The sequence below is a fragment of the Persicobacter sp. CCB-QB2 genome, from assembly GCF_001274635.1.
Classification (GTDB): domain Bacteria; phylum Bacteroidota; class Bacteroidia; order Cytophagales; family Cyclobacteriaceae; genus Persicobacter; species Persicobacter diffluens.
Window position 1 is genome coordinate 2,842,169 of record NZ_LBGV01000001.1, and the last position, 26,985, is coordinate 2,869,153.

The 26,985-nt window shown below is 42.3% G+C and carries 26 protein-coding genes; 16 read left to right on the forward strand and 10 right to left on the reverse strand.

Annotated features, from left to right (window positions below):
• The first annotated feature begins 49 nt into the window (after positions 1-49).
• Positions 50-907: a patatin-like phospholipase family protein gene (locus NG22_RS12540; RefSeq protein WP_053406037.1), complete on the forward strand. Its 858-nt coding sequence runs from the start codon at positions 50-52 to the stop codon at positions 905-907.
• 5 nt (positions 908-912) lie between these two features.
• On the opposite strand, the gene ffh is transcribed toward NG22_RS12540, so the two are convergent.
• Positions 913-2,244 carry a signal recognition particle protein gene (ffh, locus tag NG22_RS12545; RefSeq protein WP_053406038.1) on the reverse strand — a complete coding sequence of 444 codons (1,332 nt, stop codon included), beginning with the start codon at positions 2,242-2,244 and terminating at the stop codon, positions 913-915.
• 295 nt (positions 2,245-2,539) lie between these two features.
• A complete protein-coding gene (locus NG22_RS12555; protein WP_053406040.1) occupies positions 2,540-2,785 on the reverse strand; it encodes a YgjV family protein in 246 nt (81 codons plus the stop codon).
• Positions 2,786-2,954: 169 nt separating this feature from the next.
• Here NG22_RS12555 and hemE point away from each other — a divergent pair, with 169 nt between their 5' ends.
• Entirely contained in the window at positions 2,955-3,995 is a 1,041-nt protein-coding gene (hemE, locus tag NG22_RS12560; RefSeq protein WP_053406041.1) for a uroporphyrinogen decarboxylase, read from the forward strand.
• 671 nt (positions 3,996-4,666) lie between these two features.
• Here hemE and NG22_RS12565 read toward each other — a convergent pair.
• Positions 4,667-7,639: a DUF2723 domain-containing protein gene (locus NG22_RS12565; protein WP_053406042.1), complete on the reverse strand. Its 2,973-nt coding sequence runs from the start codon at positions 7,637-7,639 to the stop codon at positions 4,667-4,669.
• A 358-nt stretch (positions 7,640-7,997) separates the two neighbouring features.
• Between NG22_RS12565 and NG22_RS12570 the strand changes: the two genes are divergently transcribed.
• The 10 genes from NG22_RS12570 (at position 7,998) to NG22_RS12620 (ending at position 15,758) form a co-directional block, all read left to right on the forward strand.
• Entirely contained in the window at positions 7,998-8,462 is a 465-nt protein-coding gene (locus NG22_RS12570; RefSeq protein ID WP_053406043.1) for a hypothetical protein, read from the forward strand.
• A 702-nt stretch (positions 8,463-9,164) separates the two neighbouring features.
• The gene (gene rplM, locus NG22_RS12575; protein WP_053406044.1) at positions 9,165-9,611 is read left to right on the forward strand and encodes a 50S ribosomal protein L13; all 447 of its coding nucleotides are present in this window, start codon (positions 9,165-9,167) and stop codon (positions 9,609-9,611) included.
• A 5-nt stretch (positions 9,612-9,616) separates the two neighbouring features.
• Positions 9,617-10,003 carry a 30S ribosomal protein S9 gene (rpsI, locus tag NG22_RS12580; protein ID WP_053406045.1) on the forward strand — a complete coding sequence of 129 codons (387 nt, stop codon included), beginning with the start codon at positions 9,617-9,619 and terminating at the stop codon, positions 10,001-10,003.
• A gap of 65 nt (positions 10,004-10,068) precedes the next feature.
• A complete protein-coding gene (gene rpsB / locus NG22_RS12585) occupies positions 10,069-10,839 on the forward strand; it encodes a 30S ribosomal protein S2 (protein ID WP_053406046.1) in 771 nt (256 codons plus the stop codon).
• Between the two features lie 151 nt (positions 10,840-10,990).
• Positions 10,991-11,821 carry a translation elongation factor Ts gene (gene tsf, locus NG22_RS12590; RefSeq protein ID WP_053406047.1) on the forward strand — a complete coding sequence of 277 codons (831 nt, stop codon included), beginning with the start codon at positions 10,991-10,993 and terminating at the stop codon, positions 11,819-11,821.
• Between the two features lie 611 nt (positions 11,822-12,432).
• The gene (locus NG22_RS12600; RefSeq protein WP_053406049.1) at positions 12,433-12,804 is read left to right on the forward strand and encodes a hypothetical protein; all 372 of its coding nucleotides are present in this window, start codon (positions 12,433-12,435) and stop codon (positions 12,802-12,804) included.
• 102 nt (positions 12,805-12,906) lie between these two features.
• Positions 12,907-13,443 (forward strand): outer membrane beta-barrel protein, encoded by a 537-nt coding sequence (locus NG22_RS12605; protein ID WP_216597625.1) that lies wholly within the window; start codon positions 12,907-12,909, stop codon positions 13,441-13,443.
• An 82-nt stretch (positions 13,444-13,525) separates the two neighbouring features.
• The gene (locus NG22_RS12610; protein ID WP_072159075.1) at positions 13,526-14,032 is read left to right on the forward strand and encodes an outer membrane beta-barrel protein; all 507 of its coding nucleotides are present in this window, start codon (positions 13,526-13,528) and stop codon (positions 14,030-14,032) included.
• Positions 14,033-14,132: 100 nt separating this feature from the next.
• Complete coding sequence (locus tag NG22_RS12615; RefSeq protein ID WP_053406052.1) at positions 14,133-14,948, forward strand: carboxypeptidase-like regulatory domain-containing protein; 816 nt, start codon at positions 14,133-14,135, stop codon at positions 14,946-14,948.
• A 111-nt stretch (positions 14,949-15,059) separates the two neighbouring features.
• Positions 15,060-15,758 carry a carboxypeptidase-like regulatory domain-containing protein gene (locus NG22_RS12620; RefSeq protein WP_172674378.1) on the forward strand — a complete coding sequence of 233 codons (699 nt, stop codon included), beginning with the start codon at positions 15,060-15,062 and terminating at the stop codon, positions 15,756-15,758.
• A 235-nt stretch (positions 15,759-15,993) separates the two neighbouring features.
• Here NG22_RS12620 and NG22_RS12625 read toward each other — a convergent pair whose 3' ends face one another.
• Both NG22_RS12625 and NG22_RS12630 read right to left on the reverse strand, forming a co-directional pair.
• Positions 15,994-17,262, reverse strand: coding sequence for a replication-associated recombination protein A (locus NG22_RS12625; RefSeq protein ID WP_053406054.1), 1,269 nt, complete (start codon positions 17,260-17,262; stop codon positions 15,994-15,996).
• A 12-nt stretch (positions 17,263-17,274) separates the two neighbouring features.
• Positions 17,275-18,090 carry a Rossmann-like and DUF2520 domain-containing protein gene (locus NG22_RS12630; protein WP_053406055.1) on the reverse strand — a complete coding sequence of 272 codons (816 nt, stop codon included), beginning with the start codon at positions 18,088-18,090 and terminating at the stop codon, positions 17,275-17,277.
• Positions 18,091-18,214: 124 nt separating this feature from the next.
• Here NG22_RS12630 and nhaC point away from each other — a divergent pair, with 124 nt between their 5' ends.
• Positions 18,215-19,681 (forward strand): Na+/H+ antiporter NhaC, encoded by a 1,467-nt coding sequence (gene nhaC / locus NG22_RS12635; RefSeq protein WP_053406056.1) that lies wholly within the window; start codon positions 18,215-18,217, stop codon positions 19,679-19,681.
• 10 nt (positions 19,682-19,691) lie between these two features.
• Positions 19,692-20,279: a 3'-5' exonuclease gene (locus tag NG22_RS12640; protein ID WP_053406057.1), complete on the forward strand. Its 588-nt coding sequence runs from the start codon at positions 19,692-19,694 to the stop codon at positions 20,277-20,279.
• A 62-nt stretch (positions 20,280-20,341) separates the two neighbouring features.
• On the opposite strand, the gene NG22_RS12645 is transcribed toward NG22_RS12640, so the two are convergent.
• Positions 20,342-20,947 (reverse strand): YigZ family protein, encoded by a 606-nt coding sequence (locus tag NG22_RS12645; protein WP_053406058.1) that lies wholly within the window; start codon positions 20,945-20,947, stop codon positions 20,342-20,344.
• A gap of 72 nt (positions 20,948-21,019) precedes the next feature.
• Positions 21,020-22,141 carry a hypothetical protein gene (locus tag NG22_RS12650; RefSeq protein WP_157601066.1) on the reverse strand — a complete coding sequence of 374 codons (1,122 nt, stop codon included), beginning with the start codon at positions 22,139-22,141 and terminating at the stop codon, positions 21,020-21,022.
• 267 nt (positions 22,142-22,408) lie between these two features.
• Here NG22_RS12650 and NG22_RS12655 point away from each other — a divergent pair, with 267 nt between their 5' ends.
• Together NG22_RS12655 and NG22_RS12660 are read left to right on the forward strand one after the other, a co-directional pair.
• Positions 22,409-23,269 carry a hypothetical protein gene (locus NG22_RS12655; RefSeq protein ID WP_053406060.1) on the forward strand — a complete coding sequence of 287 codons (861 nt, stop codon included), beginning with the start codon at positions 22,409-22,411 and terminating at the stop codon, positions 23,267-23,269.
• Between the two features lie 56 nt (positions 23,270-23,325).
• Positions 23,326-23,613 carry a hypothetical protein gene (locus NG22_RS12660; RefSeq protein ID WP_216597626.1) on the forward strand — a complete coding sequence of 96 codons (288 nt, stop codon included), beginning with the start codon at positions 23,326-23,328 and terminating at the stop codon, positions 23,611-23,613.
• On the opposite strand, the gene rsgA is transcribed toward NG22_RS12660, so the two are convergent.
• From rsgA to NG22_RS12675, 3 genes are all read right to left on the reverse strand, one after another.
• Entirely contained in the window at positions 23,614-24,540 is a 927-nt protein-coding gene (gene rsgA / locus NG22_RS12665; protein ID WP_053406062.1) for a ribosome small subunit-dependent GTPase A, read from the reverse strand.
• A gap of 11 nt (positions 24,541-24,551) precedes the next feature.
• Entirely contained in the window at positions 24,552-25,802 is a 1,251-nt protein-coding gene (locus tag NG22_RS12670) for a 3-deoxy-D-manno-octulosonic acid transferase (protein WP_072159077.1), read from the reverse strand.
• Between the two features lie 549 nt (positions 25,803-26,351).
• Complete coding sequence (locus tag NG22_RS12675; protein ID WP_053406064.1) at positions 26,352-26,981, reverse strand: peroxiredoxin; 630 nt, start codon at positions 26,979-26,981, stop codon at positions 26,352-26,354.
• Between the last annotated feature and the right edge of the window lie 4 nt (positions 26,982-26,985).

Genomic DNA, 26,985 nt, shown 5'->3' on the forward strand with positions numbered 1-26,985 from the left:
TTTTTTGCTTCTGATTTTATATTGCTCAACCAAATAAAAAAATTTACCAATGCTCATACCCGCAGACATTGAAGTAGGGATCGCTTTGAGTGGGGGAGGCGCAAGAGGAATTGCTCATATTGGAGTATTACAAGCTCTGGAAGACTATGGGATTTTCGTAAAAAGAGTTTCAGGCACCAGTATGGGGGCCATTGTTGGTGCATTATACTGTGAAGGTATTCGCCCGATACAAATATTAGAAATTGTGAGTGAGCGCAGGTTTATCAATATGTTTCGATGGCGGTTATTAAAGACCGGACTCCTGCCGCTGGATTATTTAGAGGAAAAGATACTGGAGTATATTCCCCATAATTCTTTTGAAGGCTTAAAAATGCCCTTACATATCTGCGTAAGTAATTTGTCTACGGGAAATTCGAAAATTGTCTCCTCGGGACCTCTAATGGACTGGGTAAAAGCTTCCGCCTCTATTCCGGTTTTATTCCCTCCGGTGACGATCAATAACGAGCAATTTGTAGATGGAGGCCTGACCAATAACCTGCCGGTGGAACCTTTACTGGAACATGCCAACCGCACGATCGGCGTTCATGTAAATCACAACCTCAAAGTCCCGCAAGTTAGTGGCATCAAATCTGTGGCGGAGCGGGTGTATCGGCTCGCTATCTGGCAAACGGTGAAAGACCGGATGGATGAATGTGATCTGGTCATTGATCCTATTGATGCACGAAAATATGGTACTTTTGACTTTAATCAGGCGCAGGAACTATTCAATATAGGCTATAAAGCCACAGAGGAAGTCATGTATCACCTCACCAAAAATATTAATCTGGAAAAACTGATTAACCTTCACCAAAGAAAAAGCCCCACCAAAGAGGAGGGGCCTAATCAAAATATGGTTCAAAGCGAATAGTTCACTTATCTTTTCATCAAATTACTCAATCCCATACCACGACGAGAACCCGTCAATTTATTCATGGTTTTCATCATTTTGCGCATTTCATTGAATTGCTTCAACAACTTATTCACATCCTGAACGGTAGTCCCGGAACCTTTTGCAATTCTTCTGCGACGGCTACCGTCCAACAATTCCGGATTTTCACGCTCTTCCTTGGTCATGGAAAGAATAATGGCCTCGATAGGCTTAAATGCATCGTCATCGATATCGATGTCCTTCATCATTTTACCTACACCCGGCAACATGCCTACCAAATCCTTCAGGTTACCCATTTTCTTAATTTGGGCTAGCTGAGAAAGGAAATCTTCAAAGTTGAACTGGTTCTTGCGGATCTTTTGGTTGATACGCTTCGCTTCATCCTCATCAAAAGCCTGCTGCGCACGCTCTACTAAGGAAACCACGTCACCCATACCCAAAACACGCTGGGCCATACGCTCAGGATAAAAGACATCCAAAGCATCCATTTTCTCTCCGTAAGAGATAAACTTTATCGGTTTTTCTACAACCTTACGGATTGAAATGGCCGCACCACCACGGGTATCACCATCCAACTTGGTTAATACTACTCCGTCAAAATCCAAACGGTCGTTGAAAGTCTTGGCTGTATTTACGGCATCCTGACCGGTCATCGAATCCACAACGAACAAAGTCTCTGATGGCTGAATGGCATCTTTAACTGCTGCAATCTCATTCATCATTTGCTCATCCACCGCCAAACGACCCGCCGTATCGACAATGACCACCTTTTTATTCTGCGCTTTTGCTTCCGCAATCGCTTTTTGGGCAATCTCTACCGCGTTTTTATTCTCAGGCTCGGCATATACTTCAACACCAACCTGCTCTCCCAATACCTTCAGCTGGTCAATCGCCGCAGGGCGGTAGATATCACAGGCTGCCAGCATAACGCTCTTTCCTTCCTTCTTCAGGCGGGAAGCTAATTTACCGGTAAAAGTAGTTTTACCGGAACCTTGTAAACCGGCAATCAGGATGACCGCAGGATTTCCCTCCAACACGATATTCTCCTGCGTACCCCCCATCAGACTGGTTAACTCATCCTGAGTAATTTTCACCAACATCTGACCTGGAGACACGGAAATCAAGATATCCTGTCCTAGGGATTTATTTTTAATTTCGTCAGTTACCTCTTTTGCTACCTTAAAGTTAACGTCGGCATCAATCAACGCACGGCGAATTTCTTTTACCGTGGTGGCAACGTTAATCTCGGTAATACTGCCCTGACCTTTTAGGTTTTTAAAGGCCTTATCTAATTTGGTACTTAAATTATCGAACATGGCATTCCTTCAGTTTCCGCAAAAATATAAAAATTATATCGCTTTTTTATTGAACGATAGGGCTTTTGCATTCTTTTTAGGAACGCGATGACCCATTAAAAAGATGATAGATATTGAAAATGGCAATAAAACTATTCACGACTACCACCGGGTAGGCCTGAATCATCACTCCATAAATCACAAAAAAAACAGCTCCTATTGAATTAATAAGCCGCAATTTCCGTATTTCCTTAAAAGTAAAAGAAAGCGCAACGAGTGTCATTGCAATGTATCCTACCCAATCAGAATAATTCATTTATGAAGAATAAGTTTCTGGATGCTGTCCCTGCTTGTAGTAAAAGCGATAAAGCTCGTAAACATTCAATGCCAAAATAATCACATTGAGTCCCACTACCGGCAAGGCCTTAATCAACAAGCCGTAAACAATAAAAATCAAGGCTGCAAAAATATTGACTTTCCGCAGGGTTACCAAATTTCGGAATGTAAAAGAAAATGCTGCCAATCCCATGGCCATATAACCTAAAAGCTCCGTCCAGTTCATTTATCTCACTCTAAAAACACCTAAACAACTATTGCACAGCTGTTTTCAAAAATCAATCCAAAAACACACCTACCCTTTACCTATTTTTACTTTAGAAAAATTAAGTGGGGAACCTCTTAAAAAACAGCAAATAACTCTAAATTTGCGATCGAAAATTTCTGAAATAGCTATGGAACTTAAAAATGACCTCATCCTACGAGCTGCACGTGGGGAAAAAACGGAAAGAACGCCTGTATGGCTAATGCGTCAGGCTGGAAGAATTTTACCGGAATACCGTGCGGTAAGAAGTAGCGTCAGCGGTTTTATTGAGCTGGCTCAAACACCTGAATTGGCAGCAGAAGTTACCATTCAGCCCGTTGACCTTTTAGGGGTGGATGCCGCCATTATCTTTTCAGATATTTTGGTTGTTCCTGAAGCCATGGGACTGCCTTACAAAATGGTAGAGAAAAAGGGGCCATGGTTCCCGGAGACTGTTAAAAGTGCTGCCGACCTCAAAAAATTAAGCGTGGCAGATGTGGAGTCAGATTTAGGATATGTATTAGAAGCCATAAAAATCACCAAAAAGGAGTTGAACGGCCGCGTTCCTCTAATTGGTTTCGCTGGTGCTCCCTGGACGATTTTTTGTTATATGATTGAAGGACACGGCTCTAAAACTTTCTCCAATGCGAGAAAAATTTTATATACCGATCCTCAGATGGCGCAGCAGTTATTGCAGATGATCACTGACACCACCATCACTTACCTAAAAGCACAAATTGCCGCCGGAGCTGACATGGTGCAAGTCTTTGATTCCTGGGCAGGAATCTTACCTGACGATCACTATGAAACTTTCGCCTTGTCATACATCCGTCAAATCTGTGATGCCATCACGGAAGTGCCCATCACTGTATTTGCCAAAGGAGCTTATGGAGCGAGAAAAGCCATTGGGCAATTAAACTGCAACACTGTTGGCCTGGACTGGAATATGGACATTCAGGAGAGTCGCCAATTAATTGGAGCTAATAAAACCCTTCAGGGAAATCTGGATCCTGCCGTACTATATGCTGATTTTGCCACTGTGGAGGCTAAAACCAAGACCATGCTGGATACTTTTGGCCCTGACCGACACATTGCGAATCTCGGACACGGCGTTTATCCGGACATTGATCCGGAAAAAGTGAAGTGTTTTATTGAGACCGTAAAAAGCTACAGCCCAGGCCTGAGAAAATAAATTAATTTTTTTTCAAAAAGGAGGGTTACCTGTCTTTGGCATTTAGTATATACAAATGCATAAGCAATTTAAGTAGCACAAAATTTATACACCTGTTTTTGATTGAACCCCGGCCTTGTCCGGGGTTCATTCTTTCTAAAGGATTTATTTCTTACATCCGCTCCTATTCCTCAGCTTTTAGGCCACACTTATTCCTCCCCCTCTCAAGACAACAAAGCCACCATCTTTTACGTCGGGCAAAAAAATATGCGCCCTGACTAAGCCCCTCTTCCCTTTCTTTATAATAATACCGGCTACTACTGGCCACAATTCCTTCAATTTTCCTGTCATGCAACAAATGGAGGAAGCATGCAGCATTCGGATGGTGAATGAATATTACACCCGGATTATTTATGCTTAAATCCTCGTTTAGCTGTAAGTCGGAAAAAATGATGGAATAGTTTCCTATTTCGAGTTTTTTCCCACGAAACAGATGAATGAGGAGAAAGCAAGCCTGCCCGAATTTGGGCTATTATAAATCAAAAAAAATAATTATAATAAACTGAAATTAAATTACTTGCGATCATTTAATAAATATGGCGGTGAATAATTCGGGTTACAGGGCAGCAGGTCAGAAATTTCCAAAAAAAAAGCCCACCATCCGGTGAGCCTTTTCTTCAATTATTTATTTTTTATCCGCCGAAGCGAGCGTAATGGTGTCTTAATTTCTCATCCATTTCCACCGCCAAGGCATCTTCCTTTTCGGTCTTCAGAATTCTCACAAACTCTCCCAACACCATCATGGACATCTGGGTGCTGCGGTCCAAACCTCCGGCAATGCGCTCATTATAGTCCAGGTTTTCGATTGCCCGATCTCCCATCACTTTGATAATTTCCATCGCTTTTGCTTTTTCATTCACTGCCAACAGGAATCTAACCATTCGCATGGAAGTATAATCATAAGGCACCGCCTCATCCGGAATACGCTCCAAGGTGGCATTCATCACTTCCTTAGCGCGCTCATCATCTCCCTCTTCCAACAAGGCCAGGATCAGACTATTAATATTCGAACGGGTATTAAGCACAAAGTTACGGTAGTTCTCATCATAATACACTTTCGGGTCATCCAGACTACGGTAAGCAAATTTATTCATCACGTTATCGTACATGGTTTCAGTATCCACCAAGTACTCCCCTGATTGCTGTTGCCCTGGGAAATCAATCGGTAATAATCGATAAACATTACCTTCTTGCGCCACATGGTGGGACAAATCAATTCCAATAGAGGAAAGCGATGTATTATTGAAATAGATCGGACGCTCCCAATTATTATTAGTAATCAGATCAATCAGCATAATAGTGTTTTTCTCCAAGCCGTTTCCTTTCAGAGACCACACCAATTTATCCGTAACATAAGGCTTCAACTTATCCGGCACCAAATTACTGTTCAACACCTCAGAGGTATCCACATCAAAATACATAGATTTGGAAGGAACAACACTCATTACCCCGCCACTACGAGTAGGGAATTGTAGCTGATTAGATCCCTTGCGTAATAAACTGATGTATTGCTTGGCATTGATCGCCGCGCCTTTTTTCACAGAAGGCAACTCCTGATAAACCGCATAATCATTCGGCCCACCCTGACGGTAATGTTCCTTTTCAAAAGTAAAAGGTAGTTCTTCCGACTCATAAGCTTTACGCTTCATTTGGTCAATGTACCAATCCGTATTAAAGTAAGATAATACGATTACCCGCACATCGGTACGGAAATTCTCTACTTCCTGAACATACCACAATGGGAAAGTATCATTATCCCCGCCGGTGAAAATAATGGCATTCGGTGCCAAGCCTGCCAGAAAATTACGGGCAGAATCCACGGAGAAGTAACGATTCGAACGATCATGATCATCCCAGTTTTGTTGTGCCATAATAGCCGGCGCCACCAGGCAAAGTGCGGTTGCCAAAGCCGGAGTGGCAACACCTTTGGTAAACTTGCCTAATAATTCGGCAATGGCAAATACCCCGATTCCACACCACATGGCAAATACATAGAAAGCCCCTACATATATATAGTCTCGTTCACGTGGCTCAATAGGAGGTGAGTTCAGGAACATCACCAAAGCCAGGCCGGTGATCAGGAACAAAATCAATAAGAAAAAGAAGGTCTTCGGGTCTTTATTAAAATTAAAGAACACCCCAAATAGCCCCAGAATCAGCGGCAACATGAAGTAGACATTGTGCGCCTTGTTATCCTTAATCGTAGAAGGTAAATCTTTAAAAGCATCTGTAATCCCTACCCAGCTCGCTCCCTGAATATCACTTTCTCGTCCGGAGAAGTTCCACATAAAATAACGCATGAACATCGTCCCGATCTGATGCGAGAAGAAGAAGCTCAGGTTATCACTGAAAGTAGGCTGCTCTCCCGGACGTAAGCCCAGCATATTCTGATACTCTTGTACGTGGCGCGGGCTATTGCTCCATATTCTTGGGAAAAGCGTTTTGCGTTTATCGTCAAATTGATATTCAATTTTATGATCTGCAATTTCATACTTATCCTTTCCTTTCACATAAACCGGCGCACCCACTTCGGTCCCCACTACCTCGGCATCAAAGTACTGCCCATAACCCAAAGGACGGGTACCGTACTGCTCACGCTTCAGGTAAGAAACGAAAGATACAATGTTATTCGGGTCGTTCTCATCAATCGGAGGATTGTAATTGGAACGAATCGGGATGATACTGAAAGAAGAATAACCAATCAGAATAAATACAAACCCTAACAGGAAAGTATTCAGAATGGGCTTCTGCATTTTCTGAGAGTAATAAACCCCGTAAATCAATGCCCCTAAAAAAGCAACAATAAAGCTCACAATTCCGGAACCGAAAGGCAGGCTCAAAGTATTAACGAAGAATAATTCAAAATCCCCGGCCCAGGTAGGTAGTCCAGGAATAATAATATCGTTAATAAATAACAGAATGACAGAACTCACCGCCAGCGTTATGAAAACCCCTTTGATGGTCGCCTCTTCATACTTTTTAAAATAATAAATCAACCCTAAAGCCGGAATGGTCAACAAGTTCAGCAAGTGAACCCCGATAGAAAGCCCCATTACATAGGCAATCATAATTAACCACCTTAAGGAAGCGGACTCATCCTCAATGAATTCCCATTTCAACATCATCCAAACTACGGCCGCAGTAAATAAGGAAGACATTGCATATACCTCCGCCTCAACAGCAGAAAACCAGAAAGAATCAGAGAAAGTATAAATCAAGGATCCCACAGCAGCGCCACCCATTATGAGTACCGTTTGCTCCAGCGAGGCTTTTGCGCGATCAACCTTCAAAATTTTCAGCCCCAACATCGTCAAACTCCAGAATAGGAATAGAATGGTAAATCCAGAGCAAAGTACCGAAGAAATATTAATCCAATAGGCAATTCGAAGCGGATCTCCCATCGCAAGGAAAGAGAACATCCGGTTGATCAACATAAAAAATGGTGCCCCCGGAGGGTGAGAGACCTCCAACTTGTAAGAGGTGGCAATGAACTCCCCGCAATCCCAAAAACTGGCGGTCGGTTCCACTGTCAGCCAATACACCAAGGTGGCAATTCCAAAAATGATCCAACCGGTGTAATTATTAATTTTACTGTAATTAAACATTTAATGTAAGGTTATCTTGATAACAAGAATTATTGCATACAATTTTTCAAGGGTTGAAAATAGGAACTCTTCTGCAAATAATAGCCGATCGCGGCTTAAAATTTAATAAGAGCATTTCAATATGCCCTAAAGAACCCCGCTTATGAACGCCATAAGCTTTCCTCTACAGTACACCCTTAATAGCAGAAGGATCAAAAAACAACAAAAAATTATTACGCCACTTCATTTATTAACTAATAAAGAATTAGTTAAACTAAACCACTTCGAGAATTATTCGTGAAGAAAATAGAAGGTGCTAAGCAAGCATCCCCCTATTACCTTTCCCGATTTCGGTTTTCCCTACAATCAAAAATACACTATGAAAAATCTACATTTTCTGTTCATCTTTTTGGTCATTTTTGCCGCCTCCTGCTCTGATGATGACAATGGAGATACCTCCGTACCTTCTGCTGCCGGAGACTGGTACCTTTCCGGAATTAATGGAGAAGCTGTTCCGGCAGGTACTGGTGGGCTGATCTCAATTCCTGTTGAAATTGATGGAGACTCACTCGACTTACTGCTGGGCGATAAGGATGACCGGACCGTAATCCTGGACGAGGATAACAAAATATACCCTAAAGATATTAGTGTAGCCATTGGCAGCTGGATGCAAGACAATGGAAATATTACCATCACCATTGATTCTTTAGAACAATACAGTGGTACCACTGATGGCACTTCAGTCATTACCCTTCAGGTTTCTGACTTAATCATTGAATTACCCGATGGATCCCAATTCCCCGAAGTGAATTTCCGAGGAGATGCCATTTGGTCAAAACCATAAAACATTTCTTCCCCCAACCCAAAAAGAGAGCTTCGGCTCTTTTTTTTTGCCTTTTCAATGCTGCCCCACTTTTCTCCTGGCTCATTTTAGCCCGAATGATTCAACGACAAATTCGGCAAACCACCTGACTATGCTTATGCTAAGATTATTAAGCTTGTGTCTATTGAGTTATAAATAGCCAAAATTTGAGCAAGCATGCTTTCTCCTCATTCTGCTGCTTCATTGGAAAAAATGAAACAGGAAAAATTCCGTCATTTTTCACGCCCTGCGGCTAAACGAGGATTTTAATATGAATAATCCGGGTTAAACAGAGCCGCTGCACCAAATTCCATTTTTAGGTCACTTCATTTTTTTAGCACGACTTTTGACCAGCACTCTGGGCATTCGATTGATGCTCAGGGGTAAATGGATCTAAAATATTGAAATACAGTTTCATCTTCCTAGGTTTGTAAATATTTTTCTTCTATATTTGCACTCCTTTTGGGGTGGATTGAGTCCAAACCGCCTTAGATTCTAACCGCCCCCTAAGGAACCGAAACCTCGTACCTTAGCACGTACAAGTCCGTATTACACTGATTTAAAAGGGTTTCAAGCCGACAGGATTCACGTAATCAAACTGCGTAGGAGCTTCCAAACCAATGCAGCAAGAAGTGATGAAATTCGGATCTAAGATTATTTTATAATTATTAAAATTCAGCTAAAGTGGATACTTTAAGTTACAAAACACTATCAGCTAACAAGGCGACTGTTGAAAAAGAATGGGTTGTTGTTGACGCTACCGATATGGTATTGGGTCGTTTGGCATCTGAAGTTGCTAAAATGATTCGTGGTAAGCACAAGCCATCTTTCACTCCTCATGTAGACTGTGGAGACAATGTTATCGTAATCAATGCGGACAAAGTTCGTTTGACTGGTAACAAGTGGACTGACAAAGTTTATGTTCGTCACACTGGATACCCAGGTGGTCAGCGTAAGCAAACTCCTATGGAGGTAAAAACTAAGAAGTCTTCTACGATCTTGGTAGAGCGTGCTGTTAAAGGTATGTTGCCAAAGAATCGTTTGGGCCGTCAGTTGTTCCACAATCTATTCGTTTACGAAGGTGCTGAGCACAAGCACGACGCACAGCAACCAAAAGAAATTAAATTCTAAGAAGCATGGAAGTAGTAAACACTTTAGGAAGAAGAAAGACTTCAGTCGCAAGAATTTATGTAAAAGCTGGTAACGGTGAAATCACTGTTAATAAGCGCCCATTGGCGACTTATTTCCCAACTGAGATCTTGCAATTGATCGTAAAACAACCATTAGTTATCTCTGAAGTTGATGGTAACTTTGACATTAACGTAAACGTGTACGGTGGTGGTATCAAAGGACAAGCGGAAGCTGTTCGTTTGGCTATCTCTCGCGCACTTTGCGAAATCGATGAGGAGAATCGTCCTGCATTGAAGAAAGAAGGATTCCTTACTCGTGACCCACGTATGGTCGAGCGTAAGAAATACGGTAAGCGTAAGGCACGTCGTTCTTTCCAATTCTCGAAACGTTAATATTTTGCTTCGGCGAATGTTTTCGTTTTTTAAAACATTTGAAATTTTCTATATAAGATTTAGTAATGGCTATTCAACTAACTTATAAAGACTTACTTGATGCTGGTGTTCACTTTGGACACTTAACGAGAAAGTGGGATCCAAAAATGGCTCCATATATCTTCATGGAGCGTAATGGCATCCATATTATTGATTTGAACAAAACCTTGGTGGCTCTCGAAGAAGCATCTAACGCCCTTCAAGGAATCGTTCGTTCTGGTCGTAAAGTGATGTTTGTTGCTACCAAAAAGCAAGCTAAGGACATCATCGCTGAAGAAGCAGGCCGCCTTAAAATGCCTTTCGTAACGGAGCGTTGGTTAGGTGGTATGTTGACCAACTTCGCGACTATTCGTAAGTCGTTGAAGAAAATGTCTTCTATCGACAAGTTGATGAAATCGGAAGAGTACATGAACTTGGCGAAGCGTGAGCGTTTGATGGTATCTCGTGAGAAGGACAAATTGGAGCGTGTATTAGGCGGTATCGCTGACTTGACTCGTCTTCCAGCAGCTTTGTTCATCATCGATATCAAGCGTGAGCACATCGCAGTGAAAGAAGCACAAAAGTTGAATATCCCAGTATTCGGTTTGGTGGATACTAACTCTGATCCAACTTCTGTTGATTTCGCTATCCCTGGTAACGACGACGCATTCAAGTCGATCTCTATCATTGCTAAGGCGATCGGTTCAGCTATCGAAGATGGTTTGAACGAGCGTCGTAAAGACAAAGAAGAGAACGAGCGTAAGAAAGAAGAGGAAGCTAAAAAAGCAGCTGATTCAGAGAACGCTGAAGAAAAATAATCTTAGGATTAAATAAAATTAATGAACACCACCCTGCCTTCGCGTAGTTGGAGGTGTTCATTTTTTTTATCTAGATAAGTAATTGAAGATCTGTACAAATTCAATTACTTTCGCAGAGAAATTTCTTATTGATCACTAAATAATATTAACAATGGCAATTTCAGCAAAACAAGTTAATGAGCTGAGAAAAGCGACCGGTGCCGGTATGATGGATTGTAAAAAGGCATTGGTTGAAACTGATGGCGATTTCGACAAAGCGATCGAGGTTCTTCGTAAAAAAGGTCAGAAAGTTTCTGCTAAGCGCGCTGATAACGAAACTTCAGAAGGTACTGTATTCGTGAAAGCGAATGAGGATTACACTGAGGTAGTATCTTTAAGCTTAGTATGTGAGACTGACTTCGTAGCGATCAACGACGAGTACCAGGCTTTGGGTAATGCTATCTTGGATGCTGCTGCAGCGGCTAAGCCAGCAGACGTTGAAGGTATCATGGCGTTGTCATTGGGTGATATGACTGTAGCTGAGAAGATCACAGAGACTATCGGTAAATTCGGTGAGAAAATTGTGATCAAGAACTACGAAGTGATCACTGGTGAGAAAGTTGTTGCTTATATCCACTCTAACAAGAAATTGGGTGTAATCGTAACTTTGGCCAATGTTGGTGAAGCTGACTACGTAACTGCAGGTAAAGATGTAGGGATGCAGATTGCAGCAATGAACCCAATCGCATTGAGCTCTGATGATGTAGATGAGGCTACTAAGGCTAAAGAATTGGAAATCGGTCGTGAGATCGCATTGAAAGAAGGTAAGCCAGAAGCTATCGTTGACAAAATCGCTCAAGGTAAATTGCAGAAGTTCTTCAAGGACAACACTTTGTTGGCACAAGATTTCGTAAAGGACAACTCTATGTCTGTTGCTAAATACTTGGATAGCTTGAACAAAGGAATGACTGTAGTTTCATTCAAGCGTATCACTGTAGGATAATTATATATTCTCAGAAAAATATAGAAGCAGGAGGAAACTCCTGCTTTTTTTATACCCTATTAAGTCAGCTAAGCCGGATTATTCATGCTAAAATCCTCGATTAGCTGCCAGGCGGAAAAAATGAAGGAATAGTTTCCTATTCCATTTTTTTCCAAGGAAGCAGATGAATGAGAAGCAAGCAAGCCTATCCTAATTTGGGCTATCAGAAATTTCGCAAATACAATCGAAAAGAATTAACAAACAGCCTCTTGCGGTAGACTCTAAAACTAGCGGTGAATAATTCGGGCTAACTCCATCAAACCAACCCAAGCGCTTCACGACCAAATCATTACAGACATTTTTCTTTGGTTTTTAATAGCCCAAAGTCGAGCAAGCCAGCTTTCTCTTCTTTTCTGTACCCCACCCTGAAAAACTGGAAATAATAGCCTAAGCCTACATTTTCCCAGCCTTGCTGCTAAACCATATTCTAAGCAGTCATCATTCGGCCAAACAAACTCCTCCATAACTTAAAACTCCAAAACAACTCCCGGATAACGGCCATTTACCCCATTCCGACATGATTAATTCCGCTGTTTTATTTATATTGGCGACCAGACTTAATTTTTTGCTTCATGGATTGCAGACTTTTGATAAAAAAGCAGGACCTCATAAAACTCCACGGTACGGCTGTGGGAATATATCAGCCGCAAAATGCCTTTCTTAGACCTGAAATGGCAGAGATTTTTTATCTGGGCATACTGATGAAAGAAGGTTTCGGGCGCGTATTTTTCCCTGTCACCAAAACCATCATTGAGTATTTAATGATGGGTAAAATTACTATTCGGGACATATACAATAACACCGAATCCCTTACTTATCAAATCAAAAAAGGAGCTAACAAAGCCATCACGGTTATCAGAGATGAAGTAGAAAACAACACCCTATTTTGGGATGACTATTTCACGGATCTGGATCCGGACCTACTGGCCTATCCTCAAGTGTAATACTTTACAATTAAATATTATCAATTCAACCTTCCGGAGGCTAAACTCCGGACTCAGGCTTAGGCAAGCAAGCAATCCCTAAGTCAAAAAATTATTAAACTTATGAGATTATTCGGACTCTTTCTATCTATGGCGCTAGCGCTATCCTTGACTGCCATGGGACAAGCCAAACCTCAAACAGAGGGAGAAAATTCCCTACCTAAGGGTGGAATGCAGATTAACGCAGGATTTGGACTTTCAGGAAATGGCATCCCGGTTTATGGGGGAATGGATTTCGGTGTTCATCAAGACATGACAGCCGGATTCGAAGTAGGTTATCGCTCTTTTTCCGATAACTACTGGCGTTACAACTCCTTCTCTATCACCGGAACTTTTAACTACCATTTCAATCGATTAATCGGCCTACCTTCCAACTTTGATGTATATGCCGGAGGTAATATTGGCTATGTTAACTGGAACCACCACTGGGAAGGCCCTGCTGGTACGGATGAATGGCATAAAAATCATTCTTCAGGCATAGGCCTTGGCATTCAGGTAGGTGGTCGCTATTTCTTCAACCAAAACTGGGGAGTAAATGTGGAACTAAACGGTGGAAACCAATTATCCAGCGGAAGAGTTGGGGTAACCTATCGCCTGTAAGAAAAAACTCATCATATCTTAATCCGTTTTTTTTTGAAAAGCAGCTGAGAAAGAATTTATTGCGCCCCGAAAATAAATTCACATGAAAAAATTAATTACATGCTGCTTGTTGTTAATGCTCACAGTATTAACCGCTAAGGCTGATTCTCCGCTTGGACAAGGGGGAAAACAATTAAACTTCGGATTAGGATTTGCCAATTATGGCATCCCGGTTACTGGTAGTTTTCAGTACGGAGTTCACCGCGATATGTCTGTTGAAGCAGAGCTTTCCTGGGCGAATAGAAATGTAAAGTATAATAAGGATAAATATTACCGCAGAAATACTTTCGGCATCGTAGGACGCTTTAATTATCACTTCAACACCATATTGAATATTCCATCCAACTTTGACCTCTATGCGGGTGCTAATGTTGGCTTTAGAATTGTGAACTACCCTTACGATTATTACGGAAACAGAACTTCCGGACTGGGCTTAGGCCTTCAGGTAGGTGGACGCTATTATTTCAATGACCAGTTTGGTATAAATTTGGAATTTGCAGGCGGTAGAGCCGTTACTGCCGGAAAAATTGGAATCTCCATTAGATTTTAACAGAAAGGGTGCTTCGGCACCCTTTTTCATTGTTAATAAAAGTTAAATAATTGTCTTGCTGAGCATTAGCCACTACCTTCGGCTTTTCAATATTTGCAAGATGAAAGCATTCCTACTCTCCTTCCTTCTCTTTCTTCCAGCCATTTCCTTAGCGCAGGAAAACACTCCACTGCCGACCTTACTACATGGCCAATTGCTCAATGCTAACAATCAGGAAAGCATTCCCTTTGCACATATTGTCAATATCTCTCAAAAAAAAGGTGCCATTTCGGATGAAATAGGCTACTTCTCTATCAATGCACAACAGGGAGACACCCTTTGTTTCCGGGTTTTAGGCTATAAAACGGATACCATCACCCTAAGCAGGGCCCAACTGGAGGCCATCAGTACCAAATTCCGTTTGGAAGAAGAAACGCGAAAACTGGCCAATGTTAATATATACTCCTATGATAATTCCGCCATGTTCCGAAAAAAACCGGAACCCTATTATATTCCGGGTATTAACATGAACCTGAATCCTCCCAAAAAGGACACCCTTTTACAAAAGCCCCGTGATCCAAAGGCCTATGAATATGCCATTGGAGCCATTTTCAATCCGGTGAGCACTCTCTATTCTGCCTTTAGCAAAAAAGAGGATGAAACGCGAAAAATGGCAAAAGTGCTTTATGAAGAACAACAGGAACAATTAACCAATCAAAAATTCAACAAATACTTCAGCCCGGAAGCCATTTCCAAATTACTCAATATTGAGACAGAGGAAGCCGAAGCTTTCCTGGCCTTCTATAATCCTTCAAAACAAAGAGTGTATGGTTTAGCTCCCCCTGAGATTATCATAGAAATCCTGAATCAATACGGTGAATATCTGGAACAGGATCTATATATTTCTAAAAAAAGTAAGCCCTCTAACAGCCATTAAATCAACGATTAGTCAATGCCTCAAGCTGATCAAAGAATCTCCCTGCGGAAGATCATCCCGCTTCTATTGCTTTTCCTCCCCTATAAAACTTATGCGCAGGATCTTCCCTCCATGATTTTAGGACAACTTGTTCACTCAAAAGAAACAACAGGAATTCCCTTTGCACACATCATCAATCTGAATAGCAACAGAGGTACATTCGCTGACAAAAATGGCTTTTTCTCCATTAATGCAGAAGCAGGAGACAAAATATACTTCCGCGCAATCGGATTTCAATCCGATACAGTTGAAATCAATCAGAATCATCTTCAGGCTTTGGAAAATCAATTCTTTCTCGATGAAAATATTCAAACCTTAAAAACGGTAGTCATCTCAGAAGCCTCTTATCCCACCATCCTTAGAAAGCAACCTGAAGGCATTTTAATCCCAGGACTAAATACAAAATTACCAAAAGCCGAAACAGATACTATCCTAGTAGAACCCGTATTCCCCAAAGTGCACCATTATGCCCTAGGCATGCTCTCAAGTCCCTTTACAACCTTGTATATTGCATTTAGCAAAGAGGAAAAAGAAAAAAGGAAAATAGCCAAAATTCTTTACAAAGAACAGCAGGAACAATTGACTGATCAAAAATTCAACAAACACTTCAGCACGGAAGCCATATCCAAATTACTCAATATTGAAACAGAGGAAGCTGAAGCTTTCCTTTTAAAAATTAAAAAAGACACCATTCTCATTAAAAGGCAAAATAGTCGGGCTATAGAAAAAGATATTTCTCTAATGTATTTTGATTACCTCAACAAAAAGTAAATAAAAAGCACCTTCAATTAACACAAATTAGGCACCGACAGATTCAATAAAACGATCCCCGACCTAATTTTCAGCACATAGTAGGTATTACTCCAGATTTTTCATCATCCAATTTTGGGCAGACTTGCTTTCTCCTCATTCATCTGTTTCGTTGGAAAAAACTTAAATAGGGGACTACTCCTTCACTTTTTCCGCCTTGTAGCTAAACGAAGATTTAAGCCGGAATAAATCCGGGTTAATACCCATACTTATCCTTCCACCAGTATTTCAACCACTCCCGGGTATGCTTTTCTTTTTGGTTATCTCCCGGATCATAGAGTTTCGTGCCTTCCAGTCCTTCTGGTAAATATTCCTGTGGTGCAAAATTCCCCGGATTATCATGACTGTAATTGTAGCCCTTACCATAGCCCTGTTCTTTCATGAATTTGGTGGGCGCATTTCTTAAATGTAAAGGCACCGGCAAGTCCCCTGTAGCATCAATCAATCGCATGGCCTTATTCACCGCCATATAGGACGCATTACTCTTCGGACTGGAAGCCAAATAAGCCGCACATTGAGCCAAAATAATTCTTCCCTCCGGATAGCCAATGGCCTGCACCGCCTGAAAAGCATTGGTCGCAATCACCAGAGCTGTCGGATTGGCCATGCCCACATCTTCTGAGGCAGAAATCAATAAACGGCGGGCAATAAATTTAATGTCTTCTCCTCCCTTGATCATACGGGACATCCAGTACACTGCCGCATTCGGGTCTGAACCCCGGATAGATTTAATCATGGCCGAAGCCAAGTCATAATGCTGATCGGCATTCTTATCATAAAGGGCCATGCGCTGCTGGGCCAACTTTTTGACCAGCTCATTGGTGATTTGTTCTCCCTCTTTCAAGGCATCTGCCACGATCTCCACCAAATTCAACAGCTTGCGCGCATCTCCACCGGAAACAGACAATAAAGCCTCATATTCTGCCACCTTCAGGTTTTTAGGTGCAATCACCTTATCCTCCGAAAGCGCCCTTCTGACCAGACCTTTCAGATCTTCCTCTTCCAAAGATTTCAGGGTATACACCTGACAACGTGAAAGCAAAGCCCCATTCACCTCAAAAGAAGGGTTTTCGGTAGTCGCCCCAATCAGGGTAATATGTCCACGCTCCACCGCCCCTAAGAGCGCATCCTGCTGCCCCTTATTAAAGCGGTGAATTTCATCTATAAACAACAGCGTTTTTTCCTGTCGGCGCGCCTTATCAATCACCTCCCGAACATCCTTTACGCCGGAAGAAATAGCGCTCAGGGTGGCAAAGGGCATTTTCACCGTCTCTGCCATAATTTGAGCCAGCGTTGTTTTCCCCACACCCGGAGGCCCCCAAAGGATTAAAGAAGGCACCATGCCGCTTTCCAGCGAGTGACGCAATACTCCTTTAGGGCCCACCAGATGCTGCTGCCCCACCATTTCATCAATATTTCGGGGGCGCAGGCGTTCTGCTAATGGCTGCTGTTTATTTCCTATCATAACAATCCTGTTTTATAATTCCCACTCCTCTTCTTCACTCGGGCGGTGCCACTCATCAATAATTTGCTGACTAAGCGCCCGGTACACCTTGGCCTTGTCCATATCATCTTCCAGCAAATCCAGGTGCGCTTCCAATGTTTGAACATCCTTACGTATGGCCGGGCCCGTTTGGGCTGCTTTGGGACCAATTTCCAAGGTCTTATTCACCGTTTCGGCAATCAGAGGATGTAACAATTCAAAATCCAGGCCCTGGGATTCCATGATCTGAGAAGCCCGCAGCATCATGAAATTGGAGAAATTACAGGCAAATACCGCAGAAAGGTGCAAATATCGCCTTTGGGCAGAATCCATTGCCCTCACCGTTTGACTGATCGTAGCCGCAAAATTCAGCAATTTTTGACTGGCCCAATCCGAAGAGGCTTCAATTAAAAAGGGGATTTCTTCCACCTCGATTTCCTTTCTCTTAGAAAAAGTTTGTAAAGGATAAAAAACTCCGTGTGCATCCGCTGCTGCAAAAGAAAGTTCTCCCATGGGCTTTGCTCCCGAAGTGTGCGCTAAAATTGCTCCATCCGGCAAAATAATCTCTTTTGCCACCTCGGAGATCGCATCATCACTTACACAAATCAAAATAATGTCTACCTTTGTGTCTGAAAAGTCGAGATCGGGCTTCCATTCAGCCCCATAAAGTCGATTCATTAATTGGGCGCCACGCTTGGCATCCCGGCCGTAGACCGTCATTACTTTATGGCCTGCATTTTCAATTGCAGGAGCCAAATGCCATGCTACATTGCCGGTACCGATTATGGCTACTTTGTATAACTTATTCATGACATTTCGTTAAATTTATCCGATTATCCAAAAAATAAAACTAATCAATTGATTAACGTACGCTTTTTGCACCCGCCTATCGACGGGTTTTTATTTGGATAACATAATTACAAAAATACTATAGATGGAGCAAAAGTCTTATAAAACACCATCCCTTCTTCAGGCCCTCATACCTGTAAGCCTATTAATTCTTCTTTTAGCCGCCAATGTTTTTATATTCGGAGATGATGCAACCTATGGTCCTAATCAGATTGCACTAATCCTGGCGGCTGCATTAGCGGGCGTAGTCGGGGTCAACCTGCACTACAATTGGGATGATATGCAGGAAGGTATTGTGCAAAGTATCAAATCCTCCCTTCCGGCGATTTTGATTTTGCTCCTGATCGGTTCCCTTTCAGGCACCTGGCTATTGAGCGGGATTGTCCCTTCCATGATTTATTACGGACTGGGCATTATGACCCCAAAGATTTTCTTATTTGCCACCGTAATTATCTGTGCCATTGCTTCCATTGCCATTGGGAGTTCCTGGACTACTATTGCCACCATTGGTATTGCACTTTTGGGGATTGGTTCCGCTTTAGGCTTTGATAAACCCATGATTGCGGGTGCGATTATTTCTGGCGCCTATTTCGGAGATAAAATTTCTCCTATGTCTGATACCACCAACCTGGCCCCCGCAATGGCAGGTACGGACTTGTTTACCCACATCCGAAGTATGATGTTTACTACAGTTCCGTCCATCATCATCACCCTTATCATTTTCTTGATTTTGGGATTCCAGCATTCCTCTGGTGCAGATGCTGGTAATATTGAAGCGATTCGTGAGAGTATTGATCAGACCTTCAACATCACCCCCTGGTTATTTTTGGTTCCGGTGATGGTGATTGGCCTGATCCTAAAAAAAGTGCCTGCGATCCCGGCCCTTTTAATTGGTACATTGCTGGGAGGTATTTTTGCCTGGATTTTCCAGCCCTCCGTTATCCAACAAGTGGCCGGAACAGAGGATTTTACCTGGGTTGCACCTTATAGTGTCTTGATGAAATCCATGTTTACAACAATCTCTATCACTACAGAAAACACGCAGGTCAATGAACTGCTTACTTCCAGTGGAATGGAAGGCATGCTCAATACCATCTGGTTGATTATTTGTGCGATGATTTTTGGTGGAATTATGGAGTCTACCGGCCTTTTGCAACGTATTACTGCTGCTATTATTAGTAAGGTAAATTCAGTTGGTGGCTTGATTTCCGCTACCGCCGGATCCTGTTTATTTTTCAATGTAACTGCCTCTGACCAATACCTTTCGATTGTGGTGCCTGGCAGGATGTTTGCAGATGTTTATCGCAATCGGGGAATTGCTCCGGAAGTTTTATCAAGAACACTGGAAGATTCCGGTACTGTGACGTCGGTACTTATTCCATGGAATACCTGTGGTGCGTATCAGGCAGGAGTATTATCAGTAGGCACTTTAGCCTATTTACCTTACTGCTTCTTTAACATCCTAAGTCCATTCGTCACAATCATTTTCGGGTATTTGTTCGTTAAACCGGATGCGGCCAAAAAGGCTGAGCCGGTAGTGGCAGTCGATTAAGTGAGCTTTTATGTATCAAAAAGAAATAAGTAAAGAAGAAGTCAACGAATTACCGTTAACCAAATATGAGGGAGAAGTAGTCTATATCACGGAAAAGGACGAACTTCAAGAGGCTTTAAAGGAAATTGAACAATACAATGTGGTGGGTTTTGATACAGAGACCAAACCCAATTTCCGAAAGGGCGAGAATAACGGAATTGCTCTGATTCAAATTGCGACAGAAGAAAAAGTATATCTGATCAGGGTAAAGCAAACGGGCATGACAGCGCGCCTGGCAGACTTTCTTTCCAATCCGGACATTTGTAAAGTAGGCATTGCTTTAACGGATGATATCCGCGGATTAAAGGAAATTGGAGACATTTTACCCAATGGATATGTGGATTTAGCCGTGGAAGTAAAAAATTTGGGCTTAAAAGTAACCGGCGCCAGAAACCTATCCGCGATTTTCTTGGGGATTCGCATCTCTAAAAACCAACAAACCTCCAATTGGGAGAAGGCGGAATACAGTCCTCAGCAAATTGATTATGCCGCCACAGATGCCTGGATTTGTCTGGAAATTTTCCGAAAGATACAAATGCTGGAACCAGCGTTTTATTAAAGGTTAATAAGGGTAATAAAAAAGGTCGTGAGCACATCACGACCTTTTTTTATAGCTCATTTTTATTCTTCTTCCTCTAATAGGTAGAGACCGTCAATATCTTTCAATTTGGCATACACCTGCTCAAATAATTTCTCCCGAACCGATATTTCCATCTCGCAAACATTATCAAACTCCTGTTTTACGATCTCCAAATCGTACTCTTTTATCAATTTCATTACATCATTCATCGACAAGTACTCAAAGCGAAAAGGGATTTCTATCGTCAGGATTTTCTCCACGATTTCCCCCTCTTCTATCGCCTCTGCCGCTGAAGTCCGATAAGCATTCACCAATCCCGGTACTCCTAGCTTCGTCCCTCCAAAGTAGCGCACTACCACAATCAACACATTAGTCAGATTATTGGAACGAATCTGCCCTAGAATAGGGTCTCCGGCGGAGTGATTCGGCTCTCCATCATCATTGGCCCGGTAGCGTTCGCCCTCCTTTCCCAACACCCAGGCAAAGCAGTGGTGACGGGCATCGTAGTACTGCTTTTTTAGGGCATCCACAATTTCCTTGACGTCTTCCTCCTTTTTAATAGGATAAGCATATGCCAAAAATTTACTTCCTTTTTCTTTATATAAACCTTCTGATGTTCCGGCCAGCGTTAAATAGGTGTCTTTCATATGTCTTTTCTGCCTTGCAAAGCACAAAAATAAGGATAGTTTTCTGCAATCAAACTTCTGTTGATATTTCCCCTACAGTGCATTTATAGAGCGGCTGTCGATATCATATTTATTGTATTTTATGGCCAGCTTTTTATACTTGCTAAAATCCGCTGAATTCCCTGTTGCCTCGGCATATTTAGCCAACTCAATATAAGTCACGCACAAGCCGTGGTCAGAGGGATGCTCCTGCTTCAAAAAATACTTTTCGGCCTCCAGTAAATAGGTTTTCACCTGTGGATCCTTTGGATTGTCTTCTGAGAGAAAACGCGCCATAAAGGTGTAAGCCGGCGCTTTATACAATAAAATATTCTGCTGGGTCAGTGCCCGTGCCATCTCCATTCTTTGTCCATCCTCTTTCTCTAAATAGGCCAGGTTTTCCAGATACATGCAACGGAAATAGGGATTATTCGGAAAATGAGTTATCAAATACCGGGATTGCTGCAAAGCACTTTTGGCATCCATTCCGTAGCGTAGCTGCAAATGAAACAGGTACTGCCTCGCCTCCACTGCTGTAAAAACGCCATTCTCGGTGGCATAAGCCATTTGTTCCAGTCCTAATTCAATATCCCCACTTTTAAAAAACATCATAAAAGGACGGTATATGGGGTTATTTTGAGGAAACTTTACTCTGTAAAAATTATACAGGCCGGTAGTAAAATAGAAATCCGGAAACTGATCCATCAGTCCGAAGCCCTCCTTTACATAATTATAGAGCACTTTTCCATAATTAATCGCTTTCATCGAGCTTCCCTCATCAAACCAATATTCAGCAAACATTCCATTAAATGTAAGGGCCGCAAATTTAGCCTCAGCACTTTCAGGGTATTTCGCCAGCAGCTCCAAAGTCAGTTCCATACCTCGTTCTAAAAGGTGTACATACTGCGTTTCCAATTTATTGGCATCGGGTACAAATTTCTGTTTCCAAAAAAGTACCCGCGCTTTCAGTAGATATACCGTTGGGTGTTCGCCCAGGTAGGCATCTAAAGAATCGGCATAATCATTCGCCAAATCAAATTCAAAATTGTAAGTAGCATCCAGCCCCTTTTCGATATAGCGCATCGCACGCCTATCTTTTTGAATATTAATCTGATTCCCCGAAAAAGCGGGAAAGGAAAGGGTAACGAATAAAAGAAGAAAGATATTTTGCCTCATGTAAAGGAAATTTACCAACGAGCGATTTAAAGAAAAACCACCATAACGGGATTTATAAGTTCGCATAATTGGGGAAAATTGTGGAGCGGACAAACAAAAAACTGTTTTTTTGCGCTATTTATTTGAATAATTTTTAAATTTTATACCTCTACCTAACTATAATAGGATCTCATTTTTTATCGCCTGTAAACTGTTTTTGTTATCGAAGCTCTCAAAATATTTAGTTCTGACTGGCTCAGTAAAGCGAAACTGAGCCTGAGTACCCTCTTGATTCGAATCATCACGCAGCTGGGTATCATTAAACTGTTTGCTGTATATTTTGGACCTTCCGGCATTGCATTACTGGCTCACTTTCAAAACTTAATTGAACTGATCACCCAGATCCCCAACGAAGGGATCAACCGGGCATTGGTGAAATTTTGGTCTAATCCTACTTTAGACGCAGGGCCGAGGCGACGGGTTTTCTATGCCGTAATTTCATATAATCTGATTATCCTTGTCTTTAGCTTTGTCCTGTTTTATGGATTAAAAAATATATTTCTGAAAGAGTTTTTAATTCTGGGAAATTCCGGACTTCCATTTGAAGGGCTCTTCTTTACCGCAGCTATTCTCATCCTGATCCATCTTTTCCTGATGAGCGTAATTCTCTCGCATGGAAATGCGAAGACTTACACCCTTTTCAGCCTTTTGGGCATGATTCTCTCTTTTATTGCGGTGGCCATTTTTATTAATGAAGATGATCAGCAATTGGCCCTGCTTTCGGTGGCCTTCGGACAGGCCATGGGCTTAATACTCTCCATGAGCTATTCTGCTTATCACGGACTTATCCGGAAAATTCGCCCTGTAGAAACCAGTAAAGGCTCTATGGAAGCCGTTTGGGATTTTATTGCCATGAGCATTGGCGCATTTGTATTTGGTAAAATGGTGGAATACGGCGTACGGGAATGGGCAATGAATACCTATGGACTGGAACAGACGGGGCAGTGGCAATCGGTGGTCAAAATTTCCGAAAACTACCTGTTATTGTTTACTGGTACAGTAGGGGTAGCCTTTTTCCCAAAAGTAAACCAGCTTATCTTTTTCCCAAAAGAATTGCGCACCTACATTCGGGGGTATTTGCCCTGGTAATCCCGGTGACTTTGGTGGGATCCCTCTTTATCTTTTTTGGTAAGGATATTCTTTTGATGGTACTTTTCAGTCACCAATTTTTGGAAGCAACCGACTTTTTCCTTTTCCAGCAAATTGGGGATTTCTTTTTTATCCTGAGCTATCTTCTCGCTTTTCTGGTCACGGCTCAATCCAGAGCCAAAGTTTATCTGAGCATACAATTTGGTGCTACACTGCTTTATTTGGCCTTGGTAGCTTTCTTTTCCAGCCGCGACGGCATCGTGGGCATAGTCGAAGCCCATGCCCTGCGATCCATTATTTACTTTGGCGTTTTGCTCTTACTCAACAGAAGAATCCTGCTTTAGCTATCGGCGGTTATCATCGCCCTCAATCATACTGAGGTAGCTCAAATATCGTCCTTCATCGATATAGCCCTCTTTCATGGCTTCCCGCACCGCACAGCCCGGCTCGTGAATGTGGCTGCAATTGTAAAAACGGCATTCGCTCAACAAAGCACGGAATTCCGGAAAATAACCCGCAATTTCTTCTTCCTTGATATCCATTAAGCCCAGCTCTTTGATGCCCGGAGTATCGATTAAAAAAGTCCCGGGCTCAATTTCAAACATCTCTGCAAAGGTAGTGGTGTGCACACCCTTGTTCGCATAGGTAGAGATTTCCTGCGTCCATTGCTCTACCTCCGGTGCGATAGCATTAATCACCGTGGATTTCCCTACACCCGAATGTCCGGAAAGAATAGATACTTTTCCCTTGAGTAACTCCCTGAAGGCGTCCAGTCCATCCCCTTTTTTGGCAGAAATCGCCAGGCATTTATAGCCAAGAGATTCATACAACTCCATCAGCTCTTCCTGAATTTCCAGGGCTTCCGGCACCAGAATATCAGACTTGTTAAACACCAATACTGCCGGAATATGGTAAGACTCACAAGAAACCAGGAAACGGTCTATGAATCCCTGAGAGGTTCTGGGCATTACCAAAGTACAAACCAAAATGGCCTGATCCAGATTAGCCCCAATAATATGTCCGTGACGCACCTTTCGGGTAGACTTCCGAATCAGGTAATTATCCCGCTGATGAATTTCGGTGATCACGCCCGTTTCCTCCTCCGTTTCTTCCAACTCAAAAGTCACCCGGTCTCCCACCGCTAATGGGTTGGTGACCTTCAGTCCTTTTATTTTGAATTTTCCACGTAATCGGCAACGGTATACCTGCTCACTTTCTTTTTCTCGAACTTCATACCAGGAGCCGGTAGAGCGCATCACTAATCCTTCCATATTGTATTTGGCTATTTAATATAAGCTTCGCAAAAATCGAGAATTTGATCCGTAACGCCTAAATTTTCTTCCACATATGCACGCGAAGCTTCGGCGGCTTGACGCCTTTTCTCCTCATTTTGATAAAAATGATCAAATTGCTGCAAAAAGTCGCCAGCATCCTTGACCATAAATGCCCCCTGGCGCTTGACTAAATCAACGGCTTCCTGAAATTTTGAGTTTTTGGCAGATCTACCAAAAAAGATCGGTAAGCCGTAAGTGGCTGCTTCCAGAATATTATGAAGGCCTGCGCCAAAAGCACCCCCAACATAGGCGAAGCTACCATAACGGTAAAGGGAAGATAGCATACCAAAATTATCGATGAGCAGCAATTTCTTATCCGCCACATTTTCCTCAGTGGCCAGGGAATAACGAATGCAAGGCACCAGGGCGTTTTGCTCCACTTCCTCCATCTCCTCTTTTTTCAGATTATGCGGTGCAATGATAAATTTCAGATCTTCATCCCCCCGGTTAATCAAGGGGTAAAGCACTTCCATATCCTGTGGCCAGCTGCTGCCCACCACTAAAACACGATGTCCCTTCGCAAAATTCTCTACAATGGGTAAATCCACCGCCTGCTGACATATTTCCTCCACACGATCAAACCGACTATCACCGGTTTTGCTAAAATTATAAATCTTGGCCTCTTCCAATAGTCGAACAGAAGTCTCGTTTTGAACAAAAAAATGATCGAAGCAATGCAGTGTGCGCAGAAAAAAGCTACCATACCACTTGAAAAAGATCTGATCTTCCCTGAAAATGGTAGAGAAGGAAAATAAAGGTATATTTTTCTGTGCGACCCGCTTCAGGAAATTATACCAGAACTCGTATTTCACAAAGAAAACCACGGAAGGCTCCAGCGTATCCACAAAGCGCTTGGCATTCTGCCAGGTATCTACCGGTAGGTAAGTAATCAAGTCTGCCTCGGCATAATCTTTCCGGACTTCGTAACCAGACGGAGAAAAAAAAGTCAGGACCACTTTATACTGTGGGTATCGCTTTTTAAAGCCTTCCAATACCGGGCGTGCCTGCTCAAATTCCCCCAGAGAAGCACAATGAAACCAGGCCACCGGAGCCGAATTTTCTCTTTTAAACAGGGCTATTCGTTTAATAACGTCTTTTCTGCCATTGACGAATAGTTTTAATTTTTTGCTGAATAATGCCGCAACTGGCAATAGCGATTCCACCAGGTGGAAGAAAAAATTGTATATGAATTGCCCCATGGGTATTGGTTGGATGAAACCATCAACTGCCCAGAAGGCAGCAAATTTTACCCAAAAATAAAAAACCCCCCGATATTATCGGAGGGTTAGGAAAATTATCTTTAGCCGAATGATGCATGCATAAATCCGCATCTAGCCACAAGGCAGGGAAAATATAGCAATAGCACCTATATTAAGTTTTTCCAGGGAAGCGACTGATGGCGGAAAAGCAAGCTCATCCCATTTTGGGCGGAAAAAAGCAGTTAAAAAATCTACCGTTCACTTAAAATAAGCTCCTCGAGTGGATTTTTTAATCTGCCAGTGCATTTTTCGGCTTAAGCCGGATTAATTCATGCTTAAATCCTCGTTTAACTGTAAGGCGGAAAAAATGAAGGAATTTTTCCTATTTCGAGTTTTTTCCAACGAAACAGATGAATGAGGAGAAAGCTAGCTTGTCCAAATTTGGGCTATTATAAATCAAAGAAAACAATCTATAATGAATTTGAAATAAGCTACTTGTGATTATTTGATAAGTTTAGCGGTGAATAATTCGGCTTAATACCAAAAGGCTTAATTAGCAGACAAATACTCTGCTACCCCTTCCTTAGTGGCTTTCATTGCTTCTTCGCCCTCTGACCAGTTGGCCGGGCATACTTCCCCATGCGCCTCAACGTGGTGCAAAGCATCTACCAAACGGATCATCTCGTCGATGTTACGACCTAATGGCAAGTCATTGATCGTTTCATGACGAACCACCCCTTTTTTATCAATCAGGAAGGTACCACGGAATGCTACCGGAATTCCCTCGAAAGTCAATTCACCTTCGTCATTGTATTCCCAGTCACCAGCTAAAACACCATAATTATTCGCGATAGTTTTCGCCAAATCAGCCACCAATGGATAAGTTACACCTTCGATTCCACCCTGCTTTTTAGGAGTAGATAACCAAGCCAGGTGTGTTTCTTCAGAATCACAAGAAATACCCACAACCGCAACATTACGCTTTTCGAATTCAGCCAGTTTACTTTGGAAAGCCAGGATTTCAGTTGGGCAAACGAAAGTAAAATCTTTTGGGTAGAAGAAGAAAACCACTTCCTTCTCACCGATATACTGCTCTAAAGAGAAGTTTTCAACGATTTCATCACCGTTTACTACTGCAGGAGCCACAAATGATGGGGCTTTTTTTCCAACTAATGACATCTGT

Excerpts from the sequence above, each read along its gene's own strand:
- NG22_RS12540 (WP_053406037.1), top strand. The coding sequence starts at position 50 with ATGCTCATACCCGCAGACATTGAAGTAGGGATCGCTTTGAGTGGGGGA.
- ffh (WP_053406038.1), bottom strand. The coding sequence starts at position 2,244 with ATGTTCGATAATTTAAGTACCAAATTAGATAAGGCCTTTAAAAACCTA.
- NG22_RS12555 (WP_053406040.1), bottom strand. The coding sequence starts at position 2,785 with ATGAACTGGACGGAGCTTTTAGGTTATATGGCCATGGGATTGGCAGCA.
- hemE (WP_053406041.1), top strand. The coding sequence starts at position 2,955 with ATGGAACTTAAAAATGACCTCATCCTACGAGCTGCACGTGGGGAAAAA.
- NG22_RS12565 (WP_053406042.1), bottom strand. The coding sequence starts at position 7,639 with ATGTTTAATTACAGTAAAATTAATAATTACACCGGTTGGATCATTTTT.
- NG22_RS12570 (WP_053406043.1), top strand. The coding sequence starts at position 7,998 with ATGAAAAATCTACATTTTCTGTTCATCTTTTTGGTCATTTTTGCCGCC.
- rpsI (WP_053406045.1), top strand. The coding sequence starts at position 9,617 with ATGGAAGTAGTAAACACTTTAGGAAGAAGAAAGACTTCAGTCGCAAGA.
- rpsB (WP_053406046.1), top strand. The coding sequence starts at position 10,069 with ATGGCTATTCAACTAACTTATAAAGACTTACTTGATGCTGGTGTTCAC.
- tsf (WP_053406047.1), top strand. The coding sequence starts at position 10,991 with ATGGCAATTTCAGCAAAACAAGTTAATGAGCTGAGAAAAGCGACCGGT.
- NG22_RS12600 (WP_053406049.1), top strand. The coding sequence starts at position 12,433 with ATGGATTGCAGACTTTTGATAAAAAAGCAGGACCTCATAAAACTCCAC.
- NG22_RS12605 (WP_216597625.1), top strand. The coding sequence starts at position 12,907 with ATGAGATTATTCGGACTCTTTCTATCTATGGCGCTAGCGCTATCCTTG.
- NG22_RS12610 (WP_072159075.1), top strand. The coding sequence starts at position 13,526 with ATGAAAAAATTAATTACATGCTGCTTGTTGTTAATGCTCACAGTATTA.
- NG22_RS12615 (WP_053406052.1), top strand. The coding sequence starts at position 14,133 with ATGAAAGCATTCCTACTCTCCTTCCTTCTCTTTCTTCCAGCCATTTCC.
- NG22_RS12620 (WP_172674378.1), top strand. The coding sequence starts at position 15,060 with ATGATTTTAGGACAACTTGTTCACTCAAAAGAAACAACAGGAATTCCC.
- NG22_RS12625 (WP_053406054.1), bottom strand. The coding sequence starts at position 17,262 with ATGATAGGAAATAAACAGCAGCCATTAGCAGAACGCCTGCGCCCCCGA.
- NG22_RS12630 (WP_053406055.1), bottom strand. The coding sequence starts at position 18,090 with ATGAATAAGTTATACAAAGTAGCCATAATCGGTACCGGCAATGTAGCA.
- nhaC (WP_053406056.1), top strand. The coding sequence starts at position 18,215 with ATGGAGCAAAAGTCTTATAAAACACCATCCCTTCTTCAGGCCCTCATA.
- NG22_RS12640 (WP_053406057.1), top strand. The coding sequence starts at position 19,692 with ATGTATCAAAAAGAAATAAGTAAAGAAGAAGTCAACGAATTACCGTTA.
- NG22_RS12645 (WP_053406058.1), bottom strand. The coding sequence starts at position 20,947 with ATGAAAGACACCTATTTAACGCTGGCCGGAACATCAGAAGGTTTATAT.
- NG22_RS12650 (WP_157601066.1), bottom strand. The coding sequence starts at position 22,141 with ATGAGGCAAAATATCTTTCTTCTTTTATTCGTTACCCTTTCCTTTCCC.
- NG22_RS12660 (WP_216597626.1), top strand. The coding sequence starts at position 23,326 with ATGGTACTTTTCAGTCACCAATTTTTGGAAGCAACCGACTTTTTCCTT.
- rsgA (WP_053406062.1), bottom strand. The coding sequence starts at position 24,540 with ATGGAAGGATTAGTGATGCGCTCTACCGGCTCCTGGTATGAAGTTCGA.
- NG22_RS12670 (WP_072159077.1), bottom strand. The coding sequence starts at position 25,802 with ATGGGGCAATTCATATACAATTTTTTCTTCCACCTGGTGGAATCGCTA.
- NG22_RS12675 (WP_053406064.1), bottom strand. The coding sequence starts at position 26,981 with ATGTCATTAGTTGGAAAAAAAGCCCCATCATTTGTGGCTCCTGCAGTA.